Here is a 23,459-nt window from a genome sequence, read left to right as displayed (position 1 = left end):
CGTGGGTGACAGGAGTTTCTCGAGTCAGCTCTTCCGGTCTGCTACGGGACGTTACGGGTAGCTGACCCGGTCACGAACCGCTGACACTCATACAAGTCGGAGTTTCTTGAAGCAAGTGAGTGCGGCGGCGAGTTGGAGGAATCCGGCGAAATGTTCTCCGTAGCGTTCGTAGCGGATGGTCAGGCGTCGGTAGCCGGTGAGCCAGGCGATGGTGCGTTCGATCTTCCACCGATACCGACCGAGGATAGAAGTTGTTGCTTCAGAACAGGAAACCCGGCGAGTTCACTCCCTACGACGAGTACCTAACGGCGGCGTTCGCCCTGGAAGGTACCGAGGAGTCGTGCTCGGCGGGCTTGTGCCACAACTGCTCAGCGGTCTGGCCGCGGACGCCGGCAGCGTCACCAATGCGGCGCCGGTGAACGTGTCCCCCGCCTACCATCTCGATGCGCACCCGGCGAACCTGATGGCCCTGAGCGCGTGGGCACTGGGGTTCACATTGTTGACGCTACCGCGCCTGCGGGATGGGTTGTCGCGGTCGTTGGTACGGACGGGCGAGTGGACAGGCCCGCTGCGGGTCTACACCAGGAGCCTGCGGGCGCTCTCGCGCGTCTCCGCGGCGGTCCACAATTGGGAGGTGCGCGATCTGCGCAGCAGTGTCGCGGCTGTGTTCGTTCCCGCGGGGGTATTGACCGCGCTGGCCTTCGCCGCCACGCCGACGGCCGGCGCGTATGCCGTGGGCTGGGTGCGCGGTACCGACTGGTTGGTCCTGCCGCTGTTGAGCCTGGTCATCATCGCGACACTGGCGACCGGCCGGGCCGGCCCGCGGGTCGGGATGGTGTTGGCACTGTCGGTGGTCGGCTTCGCGCTGGCGCCGTGTACGCGCTGGTCGCCGCGCCCGACGTCGCATTGGTGGCTGTGCTCGTCGAGACGATGATCACCCTCGTCTTCATTGCCGCGTTCTCCCGGCTGCCCAGCGCCGGACCGACCCGAGGCCACGACGACGGCCCTGCCAGGACCGCGGTGCTGCCACGCACCGGACCTCCGCATCGGCGGTGGCGCAATGTGGTCGCCGGTGGTGTCGCCGGGCTCGCCGCCTTTGCCGGCATCTGGGGATTTCTTTCCGCGCCGACCAGTGCGCCAGGTGTGGCCGAGGAGTACATCCGTCTCACGCCGAGCGCCCATGGGCAGGACGTCGTGACGGTGATCATTACCGACTTCCGCGGCCTGGACACACTCGCTGAGATCACTGTGCTACTCATCGCCGTCGTCGGAGTGGCGACGCTGCTGCGAGGCGGCAAACGGTGGTGAGGCGGGGCGCCGTGGTGCTGGCGGTCGTGGCGCGACTGCTGTTGGGACCGAGCCTCATGGTGGCGGCGGCTCTGATCGTCAAGGGCTACACTGATGTCGGGGACGGATTCGCCGCCGGTATGGTCGTCGCCCTCGCTATCGCATTGTGCTATGTCGCGCTGGGGGCGGCGTCCGCGGAGAAGGCGTTGCCGCCGCTGCGGTACGCACCGCAGCTCGCCGTCGCCGGTCTGCTGCTGTCCCTGGCCGTCGGTTTTTTCCGCGGTCGGAGATCATCGAGTGGGCGAAGAACCGGCCCGGTCAGTGTGCGCGCACCGACCTCCCCAAGTCCCGCCGCCGCACCGACTGACCAACTGCCCTTCCCGTCGGGCACCGAAAGTTGTTGTTCACTGTGAAATATGCTGGTGTGCAACAGGACCAGACGAATAGCGCAGAGGTCTCGGGTGGGGGAGTCGAGGGCGGGCGCGTGGTGCCCGGGCGACGCGTACGCGCGGGACCGTTGCCATCGCCTCTGGCCCTGCGGGGGACCAGCGTCACTACGCACATCGACGATCAGGGGGAAACGAACACATGAGCGCTGAGGTCACGCAGGCGGAGAAGGACGGCGCCAAGAAGTGCAGCCCGATCGTCCTGGCCGCCTATGACACGTTCGTGCTGCAGTGGAGTAACAACTACGCCTGGCGCTGCCCCCGCGAGCGGCTCCTGGCCCATTACTCACCGACCTCGGTGCCCGGCACCTCAACATCGGCCTCGGCACCGGCTGGTACCTCCACCACGCCACCTACCCCACCGCGGTGCCCGAGATCACCCTGATGGACCTCAACATCAACACGATGGTGATGACCACTGGCCGGCTCGCCGAACGCGGCATCACCCCCGCCGTACACACCGGCAGCATCCTCGCCCCATCGACCCGGCCGTGGGGGTATTCGATTCGGTGGCAGCGAACTTCGTGTTCCAATGCATCCCCGGAACCTGGCCCGAGAAGGGGCAGGCGTTCGGGCACATCGCCCGGGTCGTCGCCGACGACGGGGTGTTCTTCGGCTCCACCATCCTCGGGAAGGGTGTGGACCACAACCTGTTCGGCCGTGCTTTGTGTGCCCTGTACAACGGGCCGATCAAGGCATTCGACAACACCGCCGACGACGAGGACGGGCTGCGCACCGCACTGTCGGCCGCATTCGAGTCCGTCGAGATCACCGTCATTGGAACCGTGGCCGTCTTCGCCGCCCGCCGGCCGCGCCGCACCACAGCCTCCTAACGACCCGGGGCCGACAAATCCGCCGCCGATCCGGCCGCCGCGCGGCCGCGACGTCACATCCGCACTCGGTCGATGGTAGAGAAACAGGCTGCCACCGCACGCCGACCGATCTGCGGAGATGTTCCGTAGATCAGGACCGGGGGATGGAGCACCGGTCTGGGGCAGTGGGTGGCGACCTGTTGCTCGTCGCGGAAGTCACCGTAGATCGCCGCACCGACAGATCCGCGAGCGAACAGACTTCAGCCGCCGCATCGTACAGGCCCGAAGGCATCACAGAGCCACCAGATTCTCCGGCTCGGCGGTCTTGCGGCGCGGAGCGGCGGCCTCCGCATTGAGTGCGTCGCGGCCGAGGAAGTCGTGGTCGAACCAGTGACCAATCAGCGTTAGGCTAGTCGAGCGGTATCGCCTGCGGGCTGCCGGGTTTGCAATGTCCCGTTGAACCTTGCAAATCAAGCACGCCGGGATAATGTGACCGCCGTCTCTCGGGACGCGACCGTGCGAAGGGTACCGCAGTTGCATCACGTGCGCGATAGTTCCTTGTCAAAACCAATAGACGTTTGGTAATCTATGGCGAGGGCCACACTGGTATGGCCCGGGGCTGGTGGTGGTGCTCGCTCGCCCGCCAGACTCAGCGAGGGGAACCGCGTGATTCAACAGACGTCTTGCGCCTATCGGATCGTATGACCGTAATTCCGTCCGGCTGTCATCAGGAGCGGTAGCCCGGACGAGGTTGCCATGGATCCGCTCGTGATTGACGCCTACCTCGGCGCAAGGCGCGTGTGAAGTCAAGCGATGCTTTATGTGCACATGAATGCCCGCGTGGGTCAAACTGCGCTCGGGCGAGGAGAGCGGAGCAAGTCATGAAGGTAGTCGTTGCGTACCCTGATGGGTCACTGCGTGTTGAAGAGCGCGACATCCCGCACTGTGGTCCCAGGGACGTGCTCGTGCGACTCGTGTCGGCCGCGTGTAACAGGGCGGACATGCACACGAGGGACGGCCGTTTTGCACCGCTTCCGCGCGTGCTCGGAATTGACGGTGCCGGCACCATCGAGGCCGTCGGCGACGGCGTCGAGGATGTCCGAGTCGGCGACCACGTCGTGATCAACCCCGCCATTTCCTGCACTGAGTGTGCTTTCTGCCTCGCGGGCGAAGAGGGCTTGTGCAAGACTCGTAGAACGCTCGGTCAGACGACTGACGGGACTTTCGCCGAGTACGTCGTTGTGCCCGCTGTGAACGTGCACCGGTTGGAGAAGAGCATCTCTCTAGAAACCGCCGCAGCCTTTCCATCCGTCTATAACGCCGCGTGGCACGTGCTGGTGACACGTGCGGCTGTACGCCCAGGCGAGACCGTGCTTATCTCCGCAGGAGGCAGCGGAGTCGGAACGGCGGCGATCCAACTCGCGGCCGAACTTGGCGTACGTGTTGTCACAACGGCCGGTTCGGAGGCAAAGCTGGCTCAGTTGCACGAGTCCGGCGTCACCCTCGCAGTCAATCACAGCGAATCCGGGTGGGCGGAGAAGATCATCGACCAGGTTGGCGAGATCGACGCCGTCATCGACGTCGTCGGCAGCGCCTACTGGGACGACTACTGCCGGTGTCTACGCCCCGGCGGACGTATCGTCGCCATGAGCCTGATGACCGGAGACACCGGCACCGTAAACATTTACGATATGGTGCGGCGCGGTCTGTCCTTCCTGGGCTCAGGGCCGCAGGGCTCGAAGCGCGAGGCACTCGAAGTCGTCAACCTCGCAAACAAGGGCGCACTTGTTCCTGTCATCGACAGCACGTTCGTCTTCCCCGACATCGAGTCCGCCCACGAGCGACTGGCGTCCCGTGACGTATTCGGCAAGGTGCTCATCAGCTTCCGCCCGAACGGAATCGCGGCGCATGCGGACTGAACGAGACACGGCAACGAGAATCGACGAGATCGTCAGGAGGGTTGACGCACACCAACAGATCAGGACGTTCGCGCGCCTGGCTCGCGGAATGGATCGGCTCGACCGCGACCTATCATTCCGGCTACCACCCAACGGCATCGAACATCGCGGCTCTTCGAGGGGTCGGCGACCGAGTTCGCTGGCTGGGTCATCGCTCGTCATACGGGATACCTCGAGTCCTGCATGCATCTGCAATAGCCTGATCGAAGGTGACAGGGACACCGCAAGGTACGAGACCTATGTGTCGTGGCTTCTCATGTCATGAAGGACTGTGTCCTCCATGACATGACGGCACCGGGTCGTTATCTTATCTAGCGAACCTTGGTCGCTAGCGACTCACGGACTTGTCTCGAGTTTTCAGGCCGCGGTGAGTCGTGCTGTGTCGACGTAGTCGCGGACGTGGTGATCGATGGTTTTCAGGGCCTGACGCAGGTCCGGCGGTGCGGGCGGGGTATTCGCCGCCAGCAGCGGGCGGAGGAGCCGGTCGTGGACCTTGGTGTAGAAGATCGCGATTCGCTGTCCGTCGTCGGTCAGGACGTAGGTGTTGGTGTGCGGTAGGCGCTCGATCAGTGCGTTGCGGCGCAGCCGGGCCAGGTCGTAGCTCATCTGGTTCATCGTGTAGCCGACGCCAAGCAGGGCGGTCACCCGGGCGCGCAGGCTCCGATTGGTGAATCCGACGACGGCGTTGAGGCTGACGCACAGGGCGCCGACCAGGGCCATGACCCGAGGATCACCGAACCGCAGGGCCGGGGCCCTCCTCCCGTCCGCGGTGAGCGTGGGGAGCGCGACCCGCTCAAAGGCTGGGCTCGCAAGGACACAGCTCTGGCCGACACGTTCAGTATCGAGCATGCGCCGGTTGACGGCACGGGCTTTGACCTGCAGTTCGTCGAGATGGGGCAGGCGGCGGTGGCAGCGGAGGTCGTCGGGCGAATTGATCACGGTCTCGATGCGCAGTGCCCGCCCGTCCTTTAGGTACTGCTTGATCCGGGAATGCTTGTAGAACGCGTTGACGGTCACCTCGGTGTCCCGGGTCACGATCTTCGTCTTCGCCACGCAGTCCAGTTTCGGCGGCCTGCCCAGACGGCGTGGTCCGTGGAAGATCAGTTCCACGCTGTCGGGCCGGCCGAGGTCGAGGTTGTCGGTCACCAACGCCTCGAAGAATGCCCGGGCCCGTCGCGGCGCGTCGAAGACCATCGTGCGGGAGATCTCGATCTGCCGCATCGACAGCTCCCACCGGTAGCCCGCGTCACGGTCGGCGTCGGTCAACGGCAGCGGCAGCCGACTCATCCAACGTTCGAAGAACACCGTGATCGTTCCCGGCCCGAGTCGGTCGCAGATCGCCTGCAACCCTTCCGGATCGTCGGTCGCGGCGAATCCGTTGGACAGTGCGGTGAACCCGATCCCGGCGGCGAGGGCCTGCCGCTTGGCCCATTCGTGCCCGTTGACCCACACCTTCATCGGATAAGGAAAGTAGGAACAGATCTTGATGAACGCGGGTCCGAAGTCGGTGTCCCAGGTAGAAGTAGAAACACAACACCCGCCGGTCCGCCTTGGTGAACGAGAACCACGGAATCCCGTTGTTGCGCTCGCGCCGGGTTGCGGCGAACACGTTCTGGAACTCCTGCGCGATTCCGATAGCTGCCACTCCCGACCGGCCGGTTTCCGCCTGCCTGGTCAGGTACGGCCGCATCACGTCGATCTTGCGGTCACCCTTGGAGAACCGCACCACCGGGATGTGATTGGCTTCGGCGAACGATCGCACCGAGCTGCGGAACGCCGTGCCGATCTTCTCCATGATCGCCGGAGACGGAATCGGATTACCCAGATGCGCGGTCATGAACGACACCACCTGCCCGCCGACCTGCAGGTTCGGCACGTAGCCGTTGAGATAGATCCGATCGAGACACTCGATATCCAACCCCACATGCGTGTCGAGAAGATCGGGTACCGTCACCGTCGCAACCATAGATCCAGCCTGACCGCACCCACCGGCTCAGACCAGCCCCCACCTCGGCGGTCAGAGGCGAAGCCTCACTGGGAGACTGCTGAACAATCCGTGCGGCGTGGTGCGGTGGTCGGTTGTGCCTGAAATCCTGTGGGTGTGCAGGGTGATGCTGATCAGCAGCGTGAACTGCTGGATGTGGAGTCGGCGGCCGCGCATCTGCTGGAGCCGGGCAGTGCGCTCGCGTTGCTGTCCGAGCACCGGGACCGGTTGTTCCCGGCGGAGTTATTCGCCGACCTATTCCCCCTCGGCTCGGGGCCGGCCCTCGATCCCGGGCGAGGTGGTCGCCTGGTGATTGTGCTGCAGGCGATGTACGGGCACTTGGAACGCGAGGCGGCGATTCAAAGTTCGCGAACGCCGAGGAGTTCGACATTGACCGCCTGGCTTGTCCTGACACCTCACGTTCGGGATCGGCCGCCATCGCTGCCTTGGAGAGGCGCTGGCCCAAGCTGGAGTTGCGGCTCGTGCTGGAGTGCGTGCTGGACCACCTGCGCCCGATGTCGAAAGATCCGCAGGATCGTGATGGAGAAGATGGAGCTGGTCGGTCTGCTCGGGGTGGAGGAAACGCTGCCGGGGGAGATTTCCGGTGGTATGCGTAAGCGTGCCGGGTTGGCGTGGGCGCTGGTGCTGGATCCGCAGCTCATTTTGGTGGACGATCCGGACTCGGGTCTGGATCCGGTGCGTACCACCTTCATTTCGCAGACGTTGATCGATATCAATGCGGAAATCGATGCGACGATTCTGATCGTGTCGCACAACATCAATCTGGCGCGGACGGTGCCGGACAACATCGGGGATGCTGTTCCGTCGGCATTTGGTGATGTTCGGTCCGCGGGAGGTGTTGTTGACCTCGGAGGAGCCGGTGGTCAAGCAGTTCCTGAACGGCACGATGATCGGTCCGATCGGGATGTCGGAGGAGAAGGACGAGGCGCAGATGGCGCAGGAGCAGGCGATGCTCGATGCCGGGCATCATGCTGGTGGTGTCGATGATGTGGAGGGGATCGTTCCGCAGATGAAGGCGACGCCGGGGATGCCGTTCCGGCAGGCCGTGGCCCGCCGGCAGGAACGCGTCCGCCACATCATGCATATGCTGCTCGGGAGCGCCCAGATCGCGATCAAGTCTCAACGACACAACCATTTACGAATGGATTTCGTAGGCGAATCCACCGGACGAAATCTGCGAACAGATCGTAGATTCGCCCTCGGCGGGGCGACACTGGAGTTACGCGCCGCAAGCGTAGCCGCTGACCGTCGCTGCAAGACGATTATCCATTGTAATGTCGTGACGAAGGACCCGCACCGTAGTTCGGTGCGGGGCGATCGTCCATTCGTGGCCTCGCGGTGTGTGAAGACGGGCACGCTTGATTCCGAACTCAATCGGGTCGTCCTTCTGGCCCTTGGTGGCGAAAGTGGAGCGATAGCGGGGGCACTCGCCGTACTCGTCTCGAGACGAGTACTGCACGACCAGGCGTGCCGTAATGGGCGTTTCCGCCGACGATCGTCGCCGTACCGATGTTCGGACATTCCTTGTGTGAATTCATTGCGGAGAACGCCGACTATCAAGCTGTGGGGGTACGGCAGGCTCCGTGCATCCCGGCCTCGTTTCCCAGTCGGAAACGTTGGAGAACGCGCCGATTGAATCAGATTGCTTTGCGGAATCTGGAGGGAGCGAGGCGGCTTGGGAACACGGAGACGCGATGTCTCCCACCGCGCCGCGGGCCGCTCAGCGGTTCCCGGCGGGGAGCGTGCCGGTCTCGGCGGGTAAAAATGTTGTTGTGATTCAGATGTGGGTGGGGTCGGGGACTGGGGTTCGGTTTCCTGTTCGGATGTGGGCGAGTAGGCCGCCGGCAGCGAGGACTGCGCGTTCGCCGAAGGTGAGGTCGAGGCTGACGGTGATCGGGTCTCGGTCGTTGATGGTGGCAGTGATGGTGTCGGCCCCGTCGAGGATCGCGGTGCGCAGACCGGTGACGTTCAGGGTGGCGCCGATGTCGAGTGTGGGGGTGTCGTCGGCGAGGACGAGTGGGGCGATGCCGGCGGCGATGAGGTTGCGCCGATGGATACGGGCGTAGCTTTTTGCCGCGATGGCGCGGATGCCGAGGTAGACGGGGATGAGCGCGGCGTGTTCGCGGGAGGATCCCTGCCCGTAGTTGTCGCCGGCGATGATAATGCCGCCGGTCCAGCTCTGTGCGCGATCGTAAAAGTCGGGGTCGAGCCGGTTAAACATAAATTTCGCGCATAAGGCGATATTCGACCACACGGACATGGCGATCGCCCCGTCCGGGGCCATGTCTCCGGTGGAGATGTCGTCTCCGACAGTGATTAGTACCCGTGCGCGCAGGTGGTCGGGTAAGGGTTGGGGTAGTGGGGGTGAGACCAGGTTGGGTCCGCGTTCGACGACGGTGGCCTGGCGGATCTGGGCGGGAAGGACGGCGGTGATGAGGGTGTCGTGGATGCCGGTGTCCGGCGTGGCGGCGGGGCGGATCGTGTGAGATGGCAGGCTTGTGGGGTCGGTGATGCGGCCGGTCAACGCGGAGGCGGCTGCAGTGGCAGGGCTGCACAGGTACACCTGGTCTTCGGCGGTTCCGCTGCGGCCGGGGAAGTTTCGGTTGAAGGTGCGCAGGGACGCGGCGCCCTGCAGGGGTGCCTGGCCAATTCCGACGCAGGGTCCGCACACGGGTTCGAGCATGCGGGCGCCGGCGTGCATTAGGTCCTGGTAGACGCCGGATTCGATGATGGTGCGCAGGATCTGTCGCGATCCCGGGGTGACGGTCATCTGCACGCGGGGGTGCACGGTGTGTCCGCGTAGGGCGGTGGCGACGGTGGCGAGGTCTTCATAGGAGCTGTTGACCGACGAGCCGACGCAGATCTGGGAGATCGGGGTGTCGGGGAGTTCGGCGACGGGTAGGACGTTGCCGGGGGAGTGTGGAACGGCGATGAGAGGGACCAGATCGGTCAGGTCGATGCGGATGTTCTCGTCGTAGGCGGCGCCCGCGTCGGCGGTGAGCGGCTCGAAGTCCTGTGCACGGTCCTGGGCGGTCAGCCACGACAGGGTTTGGGGGTCGGAGGGGAAGACGGCGGTGGTGGCACCGGTTTCGATGACCATGTTCGCGATTGTTGCCCGTCCGGAGACGTTGAGCGTCTCGACAGCCTCGCCGTAAAACTCGAACACCGCCCCGCGGCCACCGCGTACCCCGTATCGGCGGAGGAGTTCGAGGACGATGTCCTTCGGTTCGACGGCGTGGGGCAGATGCCCGACGAGTTCGACACCGATCACGCGGGGACAGGGGAAGGTGAATCCGTATCCGCCCATGGCGACGGCGACCTCGAGACCGCCGGCGCCGGTGGCGAACATGCCGACCGCCCCTGCGGTGGAGGTGTGTGAGTCCGCACCCAACAGCAGCTCGCCGGGTTTGGTGAACCGCTCCAGGTGGATGTAATGCGAGATCCCGTGTCCGGCAGGTGAATATCGCAGACCGTAACGTTCGCAGAAGGTGCGCAGGTAGCGGTGGTCCTGCATGTTCTTGTCGTCGATCTGCAACACGTTGTGGTCGACGTACATGACCGCGAGAGGCACCTGCACGCAGTCCAGCTCGAGTTGTTCGAACTGCATGGCGGCCATGGTGCCGGTGGCGTCCTCAATGAGGATCTGATCCGGGCGCACGGTGATGTCCGTTCCGGGGATCAGTTCTCCGGCCGTCAGATGGCGACGCAGGATTTTGTTGGTGAGGGTGTCGTGCATGACGGGGAAGGCTCCTGAGGAAGTCGTATGCGTGCGGAGGTTGGCGTACTGCTGGCAGCACGCCCGAGCAAATGCCTTCACGGAGTGCCCGCCGCCACGTCTCCACCCATATTATGAGCAGTAGTTCACATTATAGGCATCATATGTGCTGCGGTGCCCGCGCGCACTTTTCGCGTTAACGGCTGACCGTGCCGTCGGGTTGCGGATCTGGAGCACCGGCCCATCCGACGACAACCAGAGCCCCGGCGGTGATGAGGGCGTCCGATCCCCCCGAGCGGCCACCAAACGCACTCCCGCCCTGTGCCTCCCTCGGCGCTGGCACCTAACGGCATTGACGGCGCCACGGCCAACTGGGCACCCTGTGCGGGCTATCGTCGAGCGCATGCGAGCACAAGATGGGGCCGAGTTGGCGCCCAAGGCTCAGCCGTTGCTGGTGCTGAGCAAGATCAAGGAAATCCTCGACGCGTTCACCCTGGCCCGTCCGTCGTTGACGCTGAGCCAGATCCGGCAGGAGACGGGACTGCCCATGTCGACGGTGCAACGCCTGGTCAGCAACCTGGTGGCCCAGAAGTTCCTCGACCGCACCAGCGACCAGATCCGAGTCGGGGTGAAGATGGCGTTCTGGTCCGCAACCGCAACAAAGGGTCTCGACGTGCTGGCTGTCGTCACACCGGTGCTGAAGGAGATCCGCGACGTCACCGAGGAGGCCGCCAGCGCTGAGCGGTAGTTGGTCACACCAAGCCTGCAGGTGGCGTGACGACGACGTTGATAGCGTTCTCGCCCTCGACCTCGCCGACCATCAGTTTGACCGCGTGTTCGAAATTGTCGAATGGCACGACATGCGTGCGCATCTCGTCGATCGCCGGAAAGCGACCGGTTGCCAGCAGTCGTGCAGCCTGAAGATAAGAGTCGTGACTTTGGCCCATCGAGCCCACGATCCGAGCGCGCTTGATAATCAGTTTGTCGACGTCGACGCCGTCGACGGGGCGGTTCTTGACGCCGGCGAGGACGATCGTGCCGCCTGAAGGCCGCAACACCTCGATGGCATCACGTATTGGTTGTGTCGCCCCGGGCGTGGTGTCGACGATGACGTCGAAGCCCTCGCCGTTGGTGAGTTCGTTGGCGCGCTCGACGAGGTTCTCGGTTTCGACGTTGATGACCGCATCCGCCCCGAAGTCCTGAGCGCGCTTCAGTTTGAGTTCGTCCTTGATGACGCCTGTGGACACAATCAGTTCGGCACCGACTGCGCGGGCAGCGAAAATCGATGCCAGTCCCCGCTGGCCGGGTCCGAGGATGAGCAATTTGGTTCCGAAGCCCACACCTCCGTTGATCACTCCCCATTGGAATCCGGCCGCCAGCGGATTCCACAGAGTCGCGGTAAGCCCGCTCACGTGTTCAGGGAATGGGTAGAGCACGGAGTTGGGATGTGCGTATACGTGCGTGCTGTACCCGCCCCACAACCCGGGCGCCTCAGCCAAAGGCAACTGACCGTGCATGTACGGCCAGAACCCGAAACCGCGACACATCATGGTGTCGCCCCGGAGGCAGTCCGTGCACCGTCCACATCCGATGAACGGGTTTACCGCTACGCGGTCGCCGACCTTCAGACCTGGACGCGGGTTTCGACCGGGACCGAGTTCCTCGATCACACCGACGATTTCGTGACCTATAATTCGTGGGAATTTCTGTTCGGGGATTTCATCTCCATAATAGGAATCCACATCTGTGCCACACATCCCGTTGGCCTCGACGCGGATCAGCGCAGATCCCTCGATGAGTTTCGGGAAGTCCAGCTCTTCGATCTCCATCTGCTTCGGTCCGTACTGCACCAAAGCGGTTGCCTTCGTCGACATGTCAGTTCCTATCCGTGTAGTGAAGTTTTCGGAGTTTCTGGTGTACCTATCGTAACTGCACGTCTGCTTGTGCGGCGCGGCTGTCTCCGACCGCATTCACGACCGTCCCGGCCTCGTGAACCGGCGATTCCTCGACGGTGCCAATCCCTTTCGCGAGGCGCCAGGACAGCACTGCCAGTACCATCGCGCACAACGTGATCGGCACCGCGGCGAGTAAAAAGACTGTGGTGGGAGCGAATCCCTGTGCGATCAGTGCTCCACCAACGAGGGGTCCGGCAAGAGATCCGATGCGCCCAACTCCCGATGCCCATCCGATACCGGTTGCCCGGGTGTCGGTCGAAGAGAGCTGCGGCGCCAGAGCCCAGAGCCCGATCTGACAGCCAAGCGCAGGTGTTAGTCTCCAGGGAGATCGTCGCTCATCGGCCGCCGCCGATGACCCACTCGAACGCGGAAGCGTTGGAGCGCGCGCCCTGCGCCGCCTTGGACCGATTGGCCTCGCCGAGTTCGGCGAGGGTCTTCTCGGACAGTTCCACGAGCGAGCCGAACGTGGTGGGGTTCAGCCAGTCCGGGCGGGTGGCGAACAGCAGGTCCTCGCTGGCGGTGTTGCCGCTGGCGCCGGGCGCGAACGGGCAGCCGCCGAGCCCGCCGAGGGCGCCGTCGACGGTCATCGCGCCTGCCGCGACCGCGGCGAGACTGTTCGCGACTCCCAGACCCCACGTGTCGTGCCCGTGGTAGACGATGCCGCGTTGCGGGGTCTCGAGCCGGACCCGGGAGACGAGGGAGTACACCTCGGCGGGGACGGCCTGGCCGAGGGTGTCGCAGACGACGACGTCGACGGCGCCGTGGGCGCGCGGATCGTTGGCGATGTCGATCACCCGCTGCTCCGGCACCCGGCCCTCGAACGGGCAGGTGAACGACGTCGCGATGCACAGCTGGATGCTGCCGCCGACTTCCTGTGCGAGTTCGATCGCGGCGGGCATCGCGGCGAGGCTGTCCTCGGTGGAACGGCCGATGTTCGCCTGGTTGTGCGAATCGGACGCCGAGAAGCAGTACTGGAAATGGCGGGCGCCGGCGGCGGCGGCCTTCTCCACGTGCCGGGGAGTGGCCACCCACACCCAGCAGCGGTCGAGTTCCTCCGGGGTCAGTTCCGAGATCACCTCGACGGTGTTCGCCATCGGCGGCACCAGGTCGGGGCGGGCCATGGAGCCGATCTCGAGCGCGGGCACACCGAGTTCGAGGAGTCGCCGGGCGATCTCGAGTTTCCTTGTGGTGGGCAGCATCTTGCCCGTCAACTGCAATCCGTCGCGCAACGTGACGTCGCGCAGCATGGTGCGTGATTCGAAGGACTGCGTCATGAGAGGCCACCTACTGTGTCGTTGACGATGGAGTCGATCTGTTCCGGGGTCTTGCCGAGCAGTGTCGCGAGGACCTCCCGGGTGTGCTCACCGAGGTCCGGTCCGACGTTGCGGATGGGCAGCGACTGCCCGCCGATCACCGGGACGATGCCGGGGAACCCGACCTGTTTGGGCTCGGCCTCACCGGTGTCGACGGTGAACTGCTGAATCATGTTGCGGGCCGCGTACTGCTCGTCGCTGCAGATGTCGGCGGCCGTGTTGATCGGACCCGACGGCACCCCGGCGGTGTCGAGGATCTTCAGCGCCTCGTCACGCGAGTACTGAATCGTCCACTCGCCGATCGCCGTGTCGAGTTCGTCGCGGCGCGCCCACCGTCCGGCGTTGGTGGCCAGGTCCGGGTCGGCGCCGAGATCGGGGCGGCCGATGGTCTCCATGTAGCGCTGGAAGATGGCGTCACCGTTGCCGGCGATGATGATGCTGTTGCCGTCACTGCAGATGTACGCGTTCGACGGGGCGATGCCCTCCATTCGGCCGCCGACGCGTTCGCGTTTCACGCCGTACGCGAGGTAGTCGGGGATCAGCGACTCCATCATCGACAGGATCGATTCGTTGAGCGCGACGTCGATGATGCGATGCGGCAGCGACGGGCCCTGCGTTCCGGCGACCTTCGCGGCCTCCCGCTGGAACAGGGCCATCACCGCCCCGAACGCCGCGTAGAGTCCGGCGATCGAATCGCCGATCGACACTCCCACCCGCACCGGGGGCCGGTCCGGGTCGCCGACGAGTTCGCGGAATCCGCCCGCGGCCTCCGCGACCGCGGCGAACCCCGGCCGCTGCGACATCGGCCCGGTTTGTCCGAACGCCGAGATGCGGGTGATCACCAGGTCCGGGTTGGCCGCGTTCAACGCGTCCGGTCCGATGCCCCACTTCTCCAGGGTGCCGGGCCGGAAGTTCTCCAGCAGGATGTCGCACTCGGCGGCGAGGTCGAGGACGAGTTGCCGGCCCTCCTCGGTGCGCAGGTCCAGCACGATCGACTTCTTGTTCCGGTTGATCGTGCGGTACAGCATCGACGTGTCGCCGGAGTACAGGCGCCAGTTGCGGAGTTCGTCGCCGGTCTTCGGGCGCTCGACCTTGATGACCTCGGCGCCGAAGTCGGCGAGCATCCGGCCCGCGGTCGGTGCGGCGATGTAATTACCCAGTTCGAGTACCCGAACGCCGTCGAGCGGCCGAATGGTGTTGTCAGGCATGGTGATCCTTCGGTGTCACTGATTTCGGCGACTGCACCCATCCATCCCCGTTGTGGGCATCAGCACCCATGAGTTACCCATATTATGGGTACTAACTCACAATATAAGCAACCAATTGTGAAATTGGTCATCATACGGCGGCCACCCGCCAAGAGGGTGCACCGTCGGGACGACGGTTGCCGCGATCATCCTCGCGAGTGGGGTAGCCGGAGCGTATTACTGCGCCCCGCCCGCAGATTGGAGGGTGTCCCAAGTAGCGTTGGTGCGGGTGAACATCGCGCGTGCCGCGTCGTAGCGCAGCTCCCGGAACGGGCGCCGCAGCGTCCACCGCAGCGGCTCGTCCCTACCAGCCTGGCACCAGACCGGCCAGCTGAGCCTGATGCAGCCGAAGCCACACGAATGCATCCGGTGCGGTGGGCAACGGTTGCAACATCCGAGTTCCCTTCCGGGATCACGGTGATCAACTGTTGTCCAGGGTCGACATCGGCGAGCGTGGCGCCCAACAACTCCGAGGCCCGCGCCCCGGTCGAGACCCAGAACGCGACCAGTGCCCGGTCACGGTGCGAACCCAGCTGTGCGAGCAGCTCGTCGAACCGGTGGTCCGGGATGCAGCGCGGCACCCGCGTCACGACCTTCGGCCGATACCGGCCGCTGTGTTGCCCGGGGAACGGATCCATTGGGTTGTGGTGCGCATACCCGACCGGAGCGGCGCTGCCGAGACAATAGGAACGGATTGACCATCGGCCCAGTGTCCGCCACCAGATGGAAGTCACCCTCGTTTAAAGGGTCCAGAAAAGATAGCGGGGCACCTCCCACGTAGTGGGAGGCGACCTCCGACGCGCGGTGAAAAGTGCACTCGCGGAATGCAATATCTCATTTTCCCTGCGTAATTCGGAGACTTCCCGGCGAAGACGAGCGAGTTCCTCCGACGCGTCCGGTTCTGGAGCCGCAGCCCCGGGCGGGGCGGCTTCGTCCCGCCCGATCCAATTCCGCAGCGTCGCCGGCGCGATGCCGAGCAACTCACCGACGTGGCGACGGGCGGCTGACCTTCGGGTCGCCGTGCTCGTCGAGCCGGTCCCGATACATCCGGACGGGCCGTTCCTGGGTCTCGGCGTCGTACTTCTTCGGTGCAGGCATAACCAACATTCTCCTTGTCAGGTCAACAGCCTCCACTCGATCGAGGGCGGTTCACCGCCGGGTGCACGGAGGTCCGGCAACGTCGGAGATCGCCCGTTGGTATCTTGACGTCGTAGATATTCCAACATAGTTTGGTTTTAGGAATCCAAGCGATCAGTAAGGGAGTTCGTCGTATGCGCACCCTCATCCAGCACAGCAAGGGACAGACAAGCCGGCAGGCCCACCGGAACCTCGGCGATCTGCGCGACGACGAGCTCGGGCGTGGCGGATTCGACGGCCGCCAGGCCGTCCTATACCGCAGGAACGACCCGACGGTCTTTCGTGGAGAAGGACGCTTCAGGTCGTCGTCTTTTCCATCGTTAGACCTGAAGACCGATGATCTCAGCGATGCTCGCGGCTGGCCGGCTCGTCTGTTCTTCAACGACGACGTCACCGTGTGGTTGACTCGGCGCGCCGAATCGATGCCGTTTGTCCGGCGTAACGTCGACGGCGACGAGTGCTGGTTCATCCATGTCGGGACCGGTGTTGTCGAGACGGAGTTTGGCCCGGTGGAGTTCGGCCCTGGGGACTATGTGGTGATCCCCAAGGCGGTGACGCACCGCTGGGTGATCACATCCGGGCCGATCCATGCGCTCGGGATCGAGACCGTTGGCGAGCTTCGTGCTCCGACCTATACCGGACTGGGCAGGCAGGCGCCGTTCGACCCGGATGTGGTCCGCGTACCGGAGCCCTGTGAAACCCAGTTAGTGGGGGGGGAGGTGGAACTCCAGGTGAAATACGACGGGGAGTACTCAACGCTGATGCTGTCGAATCATCCGTTCGATGTTGCAGGTTGGAAGGGCGACTACTTTCCGCTCGCGTTCAATATCCGCGACTGGAATGTGATCATGTCCGACACCTTGCATCTCCCACCGTCGATGCACGTCTTCCTCATCGCCGAGGGTGTCAACATCATCAACCTGCTGCCACGGCCGTTCGAGTCGGTCGAGGGCGTCGAGAGGATCCCGTGGTACCACCGCAATGCCGACTATGACGAGATTGCCTTCATTCACGGAGGCGACGCTCTCGGACGTCCGTTGGTCAAAGGTCAGATTTCCCACGACCCGCAGGGCATCCACCACGGTTTCCCGCAGCGCGCCCGGGACAAATCGCGTCGGGAATGGGACAACCACCCGCGCATCAACTGGCAGGTCATCATGCTCGAGTCCCGTCGACCGTTGCGGTTGGATCCGGGATTGCTGTCCACCGACCTCCTTCAGTGACGAGTTGGTCTCTTGTCCTCCCTCGTCGGTCCCTCCCTGCACCGTGGGGAAACCATCCAAGATGACTCACGTGCATAAGAAAGGCACCCATGTCCGACTACACCAATTTGCGCTGGACCGTGGACGATACCATCGCCACGGTGTGGCTGACACGACCGCCTGTAAACGCGGTGAGCCAAGACATGTATCGGGAAATCTGCGCGCTGTTCGCCAACCCTTTTCAGATCGACGCTTCCGTCAAGGTCATCGTGCTTGCGGGGGAAGGTCGACATTTCTGTGCCGGCAACGACCTCGGTGAATTCGCGACTCTCTCACCCGAGAACTCCGACGCCCGGATGGCCGAGGTACGCGCCGCGTTCTTCGCGATCCAGGACTGTCCTGTTCCGGTGATCGGTGCGGTTCAGGGAGCTGCATTCGGCACTGGTCTCGCCATCCTGGCCTCGTGTGACTTCGTGGTCACTGCGGAGGACGCTCGTATCGGAACACCCGAGGTCGGTGTCGGAGTGATGGGCGGTGCCAAACACCTCGCTCGGCTGATCCCGCAGCCCTGGGTTCGCTGGATGTACTTCACCGCGCAACCCCTCAGCGGAGCCCAGTTGGTGGCGCTTGGCGGCGCTGTGCAAGCCGTCCCGCGTGAACAGGTGATGAAAACCGCGGGCGAGCACGCCCGCCTCATCGCCCGACACAGCGGACCGATCCTCAGAATGGCGAAGCGATCGCTCAACGCGATTGAGACGATGGACCTTCAGCCGGGGTATGCATTTGAGCAGAGCCTCACCGGTGAGATCTCCGGCCACCCCGACTCTCGAGAAGCCGTCCTCGCGACCTTGGAGCAGCGACCGCCCGCCTACTCGTCAGAGTCCCGCCGATGACCCGCGTCGCTGACGCTAAGGTGGCCGCCGGCATCAGCGTCGAAGAGTTCCGGCAGCGGGCCTGTGACTGGCTTTCTCGGACAGCCGTGCCCATCTTGCCGCCAGAATACGAGGGTAGGGCTCCGCTCCTACGCGAATGGCATCAGGCTTTGTACGCTGCTGGATGGGTTGGAATCCACTGGCCACGCGAAGTCGGTGGACTCGGCCTGTCCGCCCACCACAATCTCGCCTTCAACGAAGAACTCGCCAAGGCCCGCGCGCCTCAGCCCGTCGGTTCCATCGGCCTGGAGGTGATCGGTCCGACGATTCTCAAGTACGGAACCGCTGAGCAGCGACAGCGAATCATCAAGCCGCTGCTGGCCGGAAAAGAGGTTTGGTGTCAGGGGTTTTCCGAGCCGGACGCGGGTTCGGATCTCGCCTCCCTTCGAACCTCCGCAAGGCGCGAGGGGGACTACCTGATCGTGACCGGACACAAAGTCTGGACGAGTTGGGCGACCGATGCCGATTGGTGTGCTTTGCTGGTGCGAACCCGCTCAGACGCCGATCGGCCCCATCGCGGTATCACTTACCTTCTGGTCGACATGCGATCCCCCGGGGTCTCGGTAAAACCCATCACGATGCTCAACGGCGATGCGGAGTTCAACGAGCTGTTCTTCGACGAAGTCCGGGTTCCGGTGTCGAACGTACTAGGAGAGATCGATGGCGGGTGGGCTCTGGCGATGGACTCGCTCGGTTGGGAACGGGCTGGCTATTCGATCCGCCGCAGATTCGAGAACGAAGTGGCCTTCAGGGACCTTCTCGCGGCCCTCGTAGGAGTCATCGCTGAGGAACCGCTTGATGCCTGCGCTCTGACGCGCTTAGGTGAATTGCATGCCGAACTCAAGGCCTTCGAGGCACTGACCCGACGCAGTGCCGAGCGGCTCGCCTCCGGCACCGTTCCCACTCCCTACGATTCGATCGACAAGATGTGGCTGACACGTACCGAGCAGGCGCTGACGGGGCTGGGGTTCGACCTGCTGGGTCCGACTCGCACAGCGCCGGCGACTGACCATGGTCGGCGGTGGACCAAGCGGTTCCTGTACGGCCGAGCGGCCTCAGTCTACGGAGGCTCCGCACAAATCCAAAGAACATTGGTGGCTGAGCGTCTTCTCGGTCTCCCGCGAGGACGGTGAACAGGTGACAGAGTTGACTGACGAGGTCGTCCATGCAGCGGAGACGATGGTTGAGCGTACTTTCGGACACATCGAGGCCCGGGCAAACGCCCGCCGTGCCGGATGGTCCACCGAAATGTGGAAGGCTGCTGCCGACGCCGGATGGTTCGACATCCTACTCGCCGAGGACGTCGGCGGTCTGGGATTCGACACGAGCACCGCTGCAGGCTTGTTCTCGTTGATCGGAGCCGAACTGGTTCCTGGGGCGTTCCTCGAGCACATGGTTGTGCTCCCGCTGTTGTACCCCCATGCACCCGAAACTCTTCTCCCACGACTCAAGAAGGCGCGCGAGGGATCGTCGATTGTGGCGCTCGGCGATTCCGAGGCAACGGGAAACGATCCACGTGCACACGCCGTTATCGAGAACGACGGAAGACTTCACGGTTGGATACCGATGGTCAGGTACGCGCAGAGGGCGGATGCGTTCTTCGTCATCTGTGATCGTGGTAGCTCGACAGACGTTGTCTATTTGCCTGCGACGACACCCGGCCTGCACCTCGAGTCGCGAAGTTCGATCGATCCCACGTTCCCGGTTGCAGACCTGCGACTGGAGGGGGTTGAGGTTCGCGCAGAGGATACTCTCCGTACTGCCGGTACCCGACCGGTGTCTGAAACCTTGGTGCGCTTGCGCTCGACAATTCGGCAAATTGTTTCGGCAGAGCTTGCTGGATTGTCCCGGCACCTGCTCGACTCGTCAGTCGAATACGCCAAGCAGCGGCATCAGTTCGGCCGGGCGATTGGCTCCTTCCAGCCCGTCCAGCAGATTCTGGCCGACATGACCCTTGACGTATTTGGTCTCGAGGCATACGTAGAGGACGCGGCGTCTTCGAACCTCCGCGACCAGCTTTCGGCCGTCGCACTCAAGGGATTCGCCTCCAAGTCGGCGCGACGAGTCGGGGAGGCCGCGTTGCAAATACATGGTGGCATCGCCTTCACCGCGGAATTCGATCTCCACCAATGGTTCTTGCGTGTGTTGTCGCTCCAAGGTTTGTACGGGGATGAGAGCGCATCCTTCCTCGATGCAGGGCGGACGCTCGTGACGGAAGATGGAGTTGGATGACCGAGCACGTCAGTTCGGACACAGGGAGAAGAACAGTGGACCGAGACAAACAGACTCGAGAGAGCCGCGCTGTTGTCACACGATTCTTCGAGAAGATTGTGATCCATCAACTGCCGTTCATTGCCTACTGCGGCAGCTACAGTGGCCGTGAAGCCTTCCCGGCGCTGGCCGCCAAGTTCAACAAGGACCTCGATATGGCAGCATCGAAACTGCAGTTGCCCGTCCCCGACGGAGATACCGTCTTCGCCGCACATCTCGCCCCGGAAGTCAAGACCGGAAAAATCTGAATGCTGGCTGTCCAAATCACCCTGCGCAACGGTCGTCTGGTGGAGAACAGCATCTTCTTCCACCAGCGGCAGGTCTGATCAAGGACGGCCTGTCGGATTCGTGACCGATGTCCGAGTGCGGCGCGGCGGTCGGGTTCGGACGCCAGATTGAGCAGCATTACCTATCGGTGTTTTATTATTGGGACGTGTAGAAGGAGGACTAGTAACCATGGTGTGGAGCTTCTCGACCGACCCCGAGTTCGCCCAGAAGCTGGACTGGGCTCGGAATTTCGTGATTAATGAGGTCGAGCCGCTCGACCTGCTGCTTCCCGATCTGCACTACACGCCGCCGACTCCGCAGATGTCGGCGATCATTGACCCGCTCAAGAAGCAGGTGCGCGATCAAGGTCTGTGGGCCTACCATCTGCCGCCGCGGCTTGGTGGTTCCGGCGCAAGTGCGGTGCAACTCGCTCTGCTCAACGAGGTACTCGGCCGCTCGTGGTGGGCGCCGACGATCTTCGGAACCCAGGCGCCGGACACCGGCAATGCCGAGATCCTCGCTGTCTACGGCACCGAGGAGCAGAAGAACCGATTCCTGAATCCTCTACTCAACGGCGAAATTTTCTCCTGCTACGCGATGACAGAGCCGCAAGGAGGAGCAGATCCCGGCGTCTTCACGACAACCGCCGGGCCGGACGGGGACTCGTGGGTGATCGACGGACACAAGTTCTTCGCTTCCAATGCAAAAACCGCTGCGTTCTTTATCGTCATGGCGGTTACCAACCCGTCCCTGCCGATCTACCAGGGCATGAGTATGTTCCTGGTCGAGGCGGATACACCAGGGCTTACCATCGAACGACACTTTGGCCTCGGCGGTGATCCTCTCGGTGAGGGAAGTCACGCCCTGCTGCGTTTCGACGGGGTTCGCGTGCCAGCAAGCAATATGCTGGGTCGTGAGGGCGATGCTTTTGCCGTCGCGCAAACCCGTCTCGGTGGCGGCAGGCTCCACCACGCTATGCGAACCGTGGGCTTGTGCCGACGGGCATTCGAGATGATGCTTGAGCGCGCGGTCAGCAGGACGGCCAAGGGTGCGCGACTCGCTGACATGCAGCTAGTGCAGGAGCAGATCGCTGATGCATGGGCAGCTTTGCACCGGTTTCGGCTGCAGGTTCTGCATGCTGCTTGGGTGGTGGACGAGGGCGGCGAGATTGAAGCCCGGCGGGTGATCGCAGGTGTGAAGTTCGCAGCTCCGCAGGCTCTGCAGGATGTGGTATCCCGCTGTATCCAGATCCACGGTGCGCTGGGTATCAGCAACCAACTGCCACTGTGGGAATGGTTGAGACAAGTTCACGTCCTCAATCTCGCCGACGGACCCGTCGAGGTGCATAAGCTCAATCTCGCCAAGTCGCTCCTCAAGGACGCCACACCGGCGCCGACGGAATGGCCGACTGAGCTTGTCGCCGATCGCCTGGCCGTTGTGATGAACCGGTACCCGGAGGTGACTTCGCGATGAAGGCAGTCGTCGTGTCCGAGTCAGAGACCGGACTCAGCCTCGAAGCAGTCGACGATCATCAGTTGGTTCCCGTTGAGCACGGCGTAAGCATCGACGTGGAGGTGGCTGGCGTCACCTATCCGGATGTTCTGACGATCGAGGGCCGCTATCAGCATGTGCGGCAGTATCCGTTCGTGCCCGGCGTGGAGGCCGTGGGCATCGTTAGGGAGGCTCCGCCCGGCTCAGGAGTGGAGACGGGTCAACGCGTTATCGCGCTGACCCCTGACGGTAGCTGGCAAGAGCACATCTCTGTTCCTGCTGACTCGGTATTCGCCGTGCCGGAAGGTATCTCGGCAGCTGAAGCATCGTCGATGCTGGTCAATTACGTCGCGGCTCACTTCGGCCTGGTCACTCGGGCTCAGGCGACCTCAAGGGAGACTCTCCTCGTTCACGGAGCGGCAGGGGGGCTGGGCAGCGCGGCGATCGAATTGGGACGTGCCCTCGGGATGGTGACAGTCGCTGTTGTCAGCTCAACCGCCAAGGCCGAGTACGCGCAGCGGCACGGCGCGGACCACGTCGTCATGGAACATGACTGGAGAGCGTCCCTCGTGGATCTGATAGGTGAGCGCAACGTCGACATCGTGTTCGACCCGGTCGGCGGAGATCGGCTGATCGACAGTCTGCGGGTCCTGCGGCCCAGCGGACGTTACCTGATCATGGGATTTACCGCCGGGAAGATACCCGAGGTCAAGGTCAATCGTCTGTTGCTCAACAATCTGTCGCTGATCGGCGTCGCGACTGGCCAATTCATGCAGGGTCACCCTGGTGAGCTGAGTAGGCAGTGGGCGGCAGTGACGAGGTTGCTGGCCTCAGGACCTCGGCGCCCGACGAAGGCAACTGTCTTCGACTACAGCGATGTCCGCGAAGCGATCTCTGCTATTGCTGAGCGTCAAGCGGTAGGTCGGGTTGCGATCACGTTCACTGCAGATAACACCGACTGATCCTTCATCACGCGATGGATACACGGATCTGAAGCCTCGGCGGGTCCGGCAGAAGGGTAGTGCACACTCGTAATCGGTGACCTCTGCTCGGACTCGACAGGATCGTCAGTCCCTCGACGACGAGCCTGTCGAGTCCGAGTTACGTGCAATACTGTTCAGTTAGTCCCCTGAACTGGGCACACCGCTGCGTGTTTCGTTCGGGATGGTGTTGGTGGTGTGAGCGTTTGGCCTGGCCACTCGAGGACTTTGCGTTTGCCCACGCGGGGATGGGACCGCGGTCAACGAACCGGATTGACGCGATGCAGGAGCTTGTCGCTCGCGTAGCGCCACAATGCCACGGCGGCGTTACGGTCGTGAGGGGAAAGCGCTGTGTGACAGCGATCGGCGGGTGATCCGCAAGGTGGCGACGAACGACATCCGATCTTCGGTCGTGCCCGCCGGCGCGGGCGGCATCGAGCA

At 63.6% G+C, this 23,459-nt stretch carries 19 protein-coding genes and 3 pseudogenes; 16 read left to right on the top strand and 6 right to left on the bottom strand.

The features are described 5' to 3' along the window. Positions 1 to 87 precede the first annotated feature (87 nt). Positions 88 to 252: pseudogene (locus ACFTWF_RS33645) on the bottom strand (transposase); the annotation flags it as partial. Positions 253 to 340: 88 nt separating this feature from the next. Between ACFTWF_RS33645 and ACFTWF_RS33640 the strand changes: the two are divergent. From ACFTWF_RS33640 to ACFTWF_RS33610, 7 genes are all read left to right on the top strand, one after another. Next, entirely contained in the window at positions 341 to 934 is a 594-nt protein-coding gene (locus tag ACFTWF_RS33640) for a hypothetical protein (protein WP_378465415.1), read from the top strand. Beyond that, on the top strand, positions 910 to 1,308 hold the full coding sequence (gene mbhE / locus ACFTWF_RS33635; RefSeq protein ID WP_378465414.1) for a hydrogen gas-evolving membrane-bound hydrogenase subunit E: 399 nt from the start codon (positions 910 to 912) through the stop codon (positions 1,306 to 1,308). Before ACFTWF_RS33640 ends, mbhE begins: the two co-directional genes overlap by 25 nt. Further along, positions 1,302 to 1,700, top strand: coding sequence for an MnhB domain-containing protein (locus tag ACFTWF_RS33630; protein ID WP_378465413.1), 399 nt, complete (start codon positions 1,302 to 1,304; stop codon positions 1,698 to 1,700). The genes mbhE and ACFTWF_RS33630 overlap by 7 nt, the downstream gene beginning before the upstream one ends. 175 nt (positions 1,701 to 1,875) lie before the next feature. After that, complete coding sequence (locus ACFTWF_RS33625) at positions 1,876 to 2,118, top strand: hypothetical protein (RefSeq protein WP_378465412.1); 243 nt, start codon at positions 1,876 to 1,878, stop codon at positions 2,116 to 2,118. A gap of 106 nt (positions 2,119 to 2,224) precedes the next feature. Then, positions 2,225 to 2,566 (top strand): hypothetical protein, encoded by a 342-nt coding sequence (locus ACFTWF_RS33620; protein ID WP_378465411.1) that lies wholly within the window; start codon positions 2,225 to 2,227, stop codon positions 2,564 to 2,566. Positions 2,567 to 3,271: 705 nt separating this feature from the next. Further along, complete coding sequence (locus tag ACFTWF_RS33615; RefSeq protein ID WP_378465494.1) at positions 3,272 to 3,349, top strand: hypothetical protein; 78 nt, start codon at positions 3,272 to 3,274, stop codon at positions 3,347 to 3,349. 77 nt (positions 3,350 to 3,426) lie between these two features. Next, positions 3,427 to 4,464 carry an alcohol dehydrogenase catalytic domain-containing protein gene (locus ACFTWF_RS33610; protein ID WP_378465410.1) on the top strand — a complete coding sequence of 346 codons (1,038 nt, stop codon included), beginning with the start codon at positions 3,427 to 3,429 and terminating at the stop codon, positions 4,462 to 4,464. A gap of 396 nt (positions 4,465 to 4,860) precedes the next feature. On the opposite strand, the gene ACFTWF_RS33605 is transcribed toward ACFTWF_RS33610, so the two are convergent. Next, entirely contained in the window at positions 4,861 to 5,961 is a 1,101-nt protein-coding gene (locus ACFTWF_RS33605) for a hypothetical protein (protein ID WP_378465409.1), read from the bottom strand. Between the two features lie 1,048 nt (positions 5,962 to 7,009). Here ACFTWF_RS33605 and ACFTWF_RS33600 point away from each other — a divergent pair. After that, a pseudogene (locus ACFTWF_RS33600) lies at positions 7,010 to 7,625 on the top strand (AAA family ATPase); the annotation flags it as partial. A gap of 660 nt (positions 7,626 to 8,285) precedes the next feature. On the opposite strand, the gene ACFTWF_RS33595 reads toward ACFTWF_RS33600, so the two are convergent. Further along, complete coding sequence (locus ACFTWF_RS33595; RefSeq protein WP_378465408.1) at positions 8,286 to 10,244, bottom strand: aconitate hydratase; 1,959 nt, start codon at positions 10,242 to 10,244, stop codon at positions 8,286 to 8,288. A gap of 382 nt (positions 10,245 to 10,626) precedes the next feature. On the opposite strand from ACFTWF_RS33595, the pseudogene ACFTWF_RS33590 reads away from it, so the two are divergent. Next, positions 10,627 to 10,959 (top strand): annotated as a pseudogene (locus ACFTWF_RS33590) (helix-turn-helix domain-containing protein); the annotation flags it as partial. Positions 10,960 to 10,975: 16 nt separating this feature from the next. Here ACFTWF_RS33590 and ACFTWF_RS33585 read toward each other — a convergent pair. The 3 genes from ACFTWF_RS33585 to ACFTWF_RS33575 all read right to left on the bottom strand — a co-directional run bounded on the left by ACFTWF_RS33585 (position 10,976) and on the right by ACFTWF_RS33575 (position 14,699). Then, a complete protein-coding gene (locus ACFTWF_RS33585; protein WP_378465407.1) occupies positions 10,976 to 12,097 on the bottom strand; it encodes a zinc-binding dehydrogenase in 1,122 nt (373 codons plus the stop codon). A 416-nt stretch (positions 12,098 to 12,513) separates the two neighbouring features. Then, entirely contained in the window at positions 12,514 to 13,452 is a 939-nt protein-coding gene (locus ACFTWF_RS33580; RefSeq protein ID WP_378465406.1) for a hydroxymethylglutaryl-CoA lyase, read from the bottom strand. After that, complete coding sequence (locus ACFTWF_RS33575) at positions 13,449 to 14,699, bottom strand: CaiB/BaiF CoA transferase family protein (protein ID WP_378465405.1); 1,251 nt, start codon at positions 14,697 to 14,699, stop codon at positions 13,449 to 13,451. The genes ACFTWF_RS33580 and ACFTWF_RS33575 overlap by 4 nt, the downstream gene beginning before the upstream one ends. Positions 14,700 to 16,009: 1,310 nt before the next feature. Here ACFTWF_RS33575 and ACFTWF_RS33570 point away from each other — a divergent pair. The 7 genes from ACFTWF_RS33570 to ACFTWF_RS33540 all read left to right on the top strand — a co-directional run bounded on the left by ACFTWF_RS33570 (position 16,010) and on the right by ACFTWF_RS33540 (position 23,000). Next, positions 16,010 to 17,098: a homogentisate 1,2-dioxygenase gene (locus tag ACFTWF_RS33570; RefSeq protein WP_378465404.1), complete on the top strand. Its 1,089-nt coding sequence runs from the start codon at positions 16,010 to 16,012 to the stop codon at positions 17,096 to 17,098. An 89-nt stretch (positions 17,099 to 17,187) separates the two neighbouring features. Next, a complete protein-coding gene (locus ACFTWF_RS33565) occupies positions 17,188 to 17,970 on the top strand; it encodes an enoyl-CoA hydratase-related protein (protein WP_378465403.1) in 783 nt (260 codons plus the stop codon). Beyond that, a complete protein-coding gene (locus tag ACFTWF_RS33560; RefSeq protein WP_378465402.1) occupies positions 17,967 to 19,142 on the top strand; it encodes an acyl-CoA dehydrogenase family protein in 1,176 nt (391 codons plus the stop codon). The genes ACFTWF_RS33565 and ACFTWF_RS33560 overlap by 4 nt, the downstream gene beginning before the upstream one ends. 4 nt (positions 19,143 to 19,146) lie before the next feature. Continuing rightward, on the top strand, positions 19,147 to 20,241 hold the full coding sequence (locus tag ACFTWF_RS33555) for an acyl-CoA dehydrogenase family protein (RefSeq protein ID WP_378465401.1): 1,095 nt from the start codon (positions 19,147 to 19,149) through the stop codon (positions 20,239 to 20,241). After that, complete coding sequence (locus ACFTWF_RS33550) at positions 20,238 to 20,528, top strand: hypothetical protein (RefSeq protein ID WP_378465400.1); 291 nt, start codon at positions 20,238 to 20,240, stop codon at positions 20,526 to 20,528. The genes ACFTWF_RS33555 and ACFTWF_RS33550 overlap by 4 nt, the downstream gene beginning before the upstream one ends. A gap of 208 nt (positions 20,529 to 20,736) precedes the next feature. Beyond that, positions 20,737 to 22,020, top strand: a complete 1,284-nt coding sequence (locus tag ACFTWF_RS33545; protein ID WP_378465399.1) for an acyl-CoA dehydrogenase family protein — start codon at positions 20,737 to 20,739, stop codon at positions 22,018 to 22,020. After that, positions 22,017 to 23,000: an NADPH:quinone oxidoreductase family protein gene (locus ACFTWF_RS33540; RefSeq protein ID WP_378465398.1), complete on the top strand. Its 984-nt coding sequence runs from the start codon at positions 22,017 to 22,019 to the stop codon at positions 22,998 to 23,000. The genes ACFTWF_RS33545 and ACFTWF_RS33540 overlap by 4 nt, the downstream gene beginning before the upstream one ends. Positions 23,001 to 23,459: the final 459 nt, after the last annotated feature.

It is taken from the genome of Rhodococcus sp. NPDC056960 (genome assembly GCF_042674125.1).
Classification (GTDB): Bacteria; Actinomycetota; Actinomycetes; order Mycobacteriales; family Mycobacteriaceae; genus Rhodococcus_F.
The sequence above is the reverse complement of the archived record's forward strand: the minus strand, read 5'-3'. Positions and strand labels throughout refer to the sequence as shown.

Bases quoted from the DNA above. Each gene is read 5' to 3' on its own strand.
- ACFTWF_RS33610 (WP_378465410.1), top strand. From the start codon at position 3,427: ATGAAGGTAGTCGTTGCGTACCCTGATGGGTCACTGCGTGTTGAAGAG.
- ACFTWF_RS33605 (WP_378465409.1), bottom strand. From the start codon at position 5,961: ATGAAGGTGTGGGTCAACGGGCACGAATGGGCCAAGCGGCAGGCCCTC.
- ACFTWF_RS33560 (WP_378465402.1), top strand. From the start codon at position 17,967: ATGACCCGCGTCGCTGACGCTAAGGTGGCCGCCGGCATCAGCGTCGAA.
- ACFTWF_RS33625 (WP_378465412.1), top strand. From the start codon at position 1,876: ATGAGCGCTGAGGTCACGCAGGCGGAGAAGGACGGCGCCAAGAAGTGC.
- ACFTWF_RS33545 (WP_378465399.1), top strand. From the start codon at position 20,737: ATGGTGTGGAGCTTCTCGACCGACCCCGAGTTCGCCCAGAAGCTGGAC.
- ACFTWF_RS33580 (WP_378465406.1), bottom strand. From the start codon at position 13,452: ATGACGCAGTCCTTCGAATCACGCACCATGCTGCGCGACGTCACGTTG.
- ACFTWF_RS33565 (WP_378465403.1), top strand. From the start codon at position 17,188: ATGTCCGACTACACCAATTTGCGCTGGACCGTGGACGATACCATCGCC.
- ACFTWF_RS33550 (WP_378465400.1), top strand. From the start codon at position 20,238: ATGACCGAGCACGTCAGTTCGGACACAGGGAGAAGAACAGTGGACCGA.
- ACFTWF_RS33570 (WP_378465404.1), top strand. From the start codon at position 16,010: ATGCGCACCCTCATCCAGCACAGCAAGGGACAGACAAGCCGGCAGGCC.
- ACFTWF_RS33540 (WP_378465398.1), top strand. From the start codon at position 22,017: ATGAAGGCAGTCGTCGTGTCCGAGTCAGAGACCGGACTCAGCCTCGAA.
- ACFTWF_RS33575 (WP_378465405.1), bottom strand. From the start codon at position 14,699: ATGCCTGACAACACCATTCGGCCGCTCGACGGCGTTCGGGTACTCGAA.
- ACFTWF_RS33595 (WP_378465408.1), bottom strand. From the start codon at position 10,244: ATGCACGACACCCTCACCAACAAAATCCTGCGTCGCCATCTGACGGCC.
- ACFTWF_RS33585 (WP_378465407.1), bottom strand. From the start codon at position 12,097: ATGTCGACGAAGGCAACCGCTTTGGTGCAGTACGGACCGAAGCAGATG.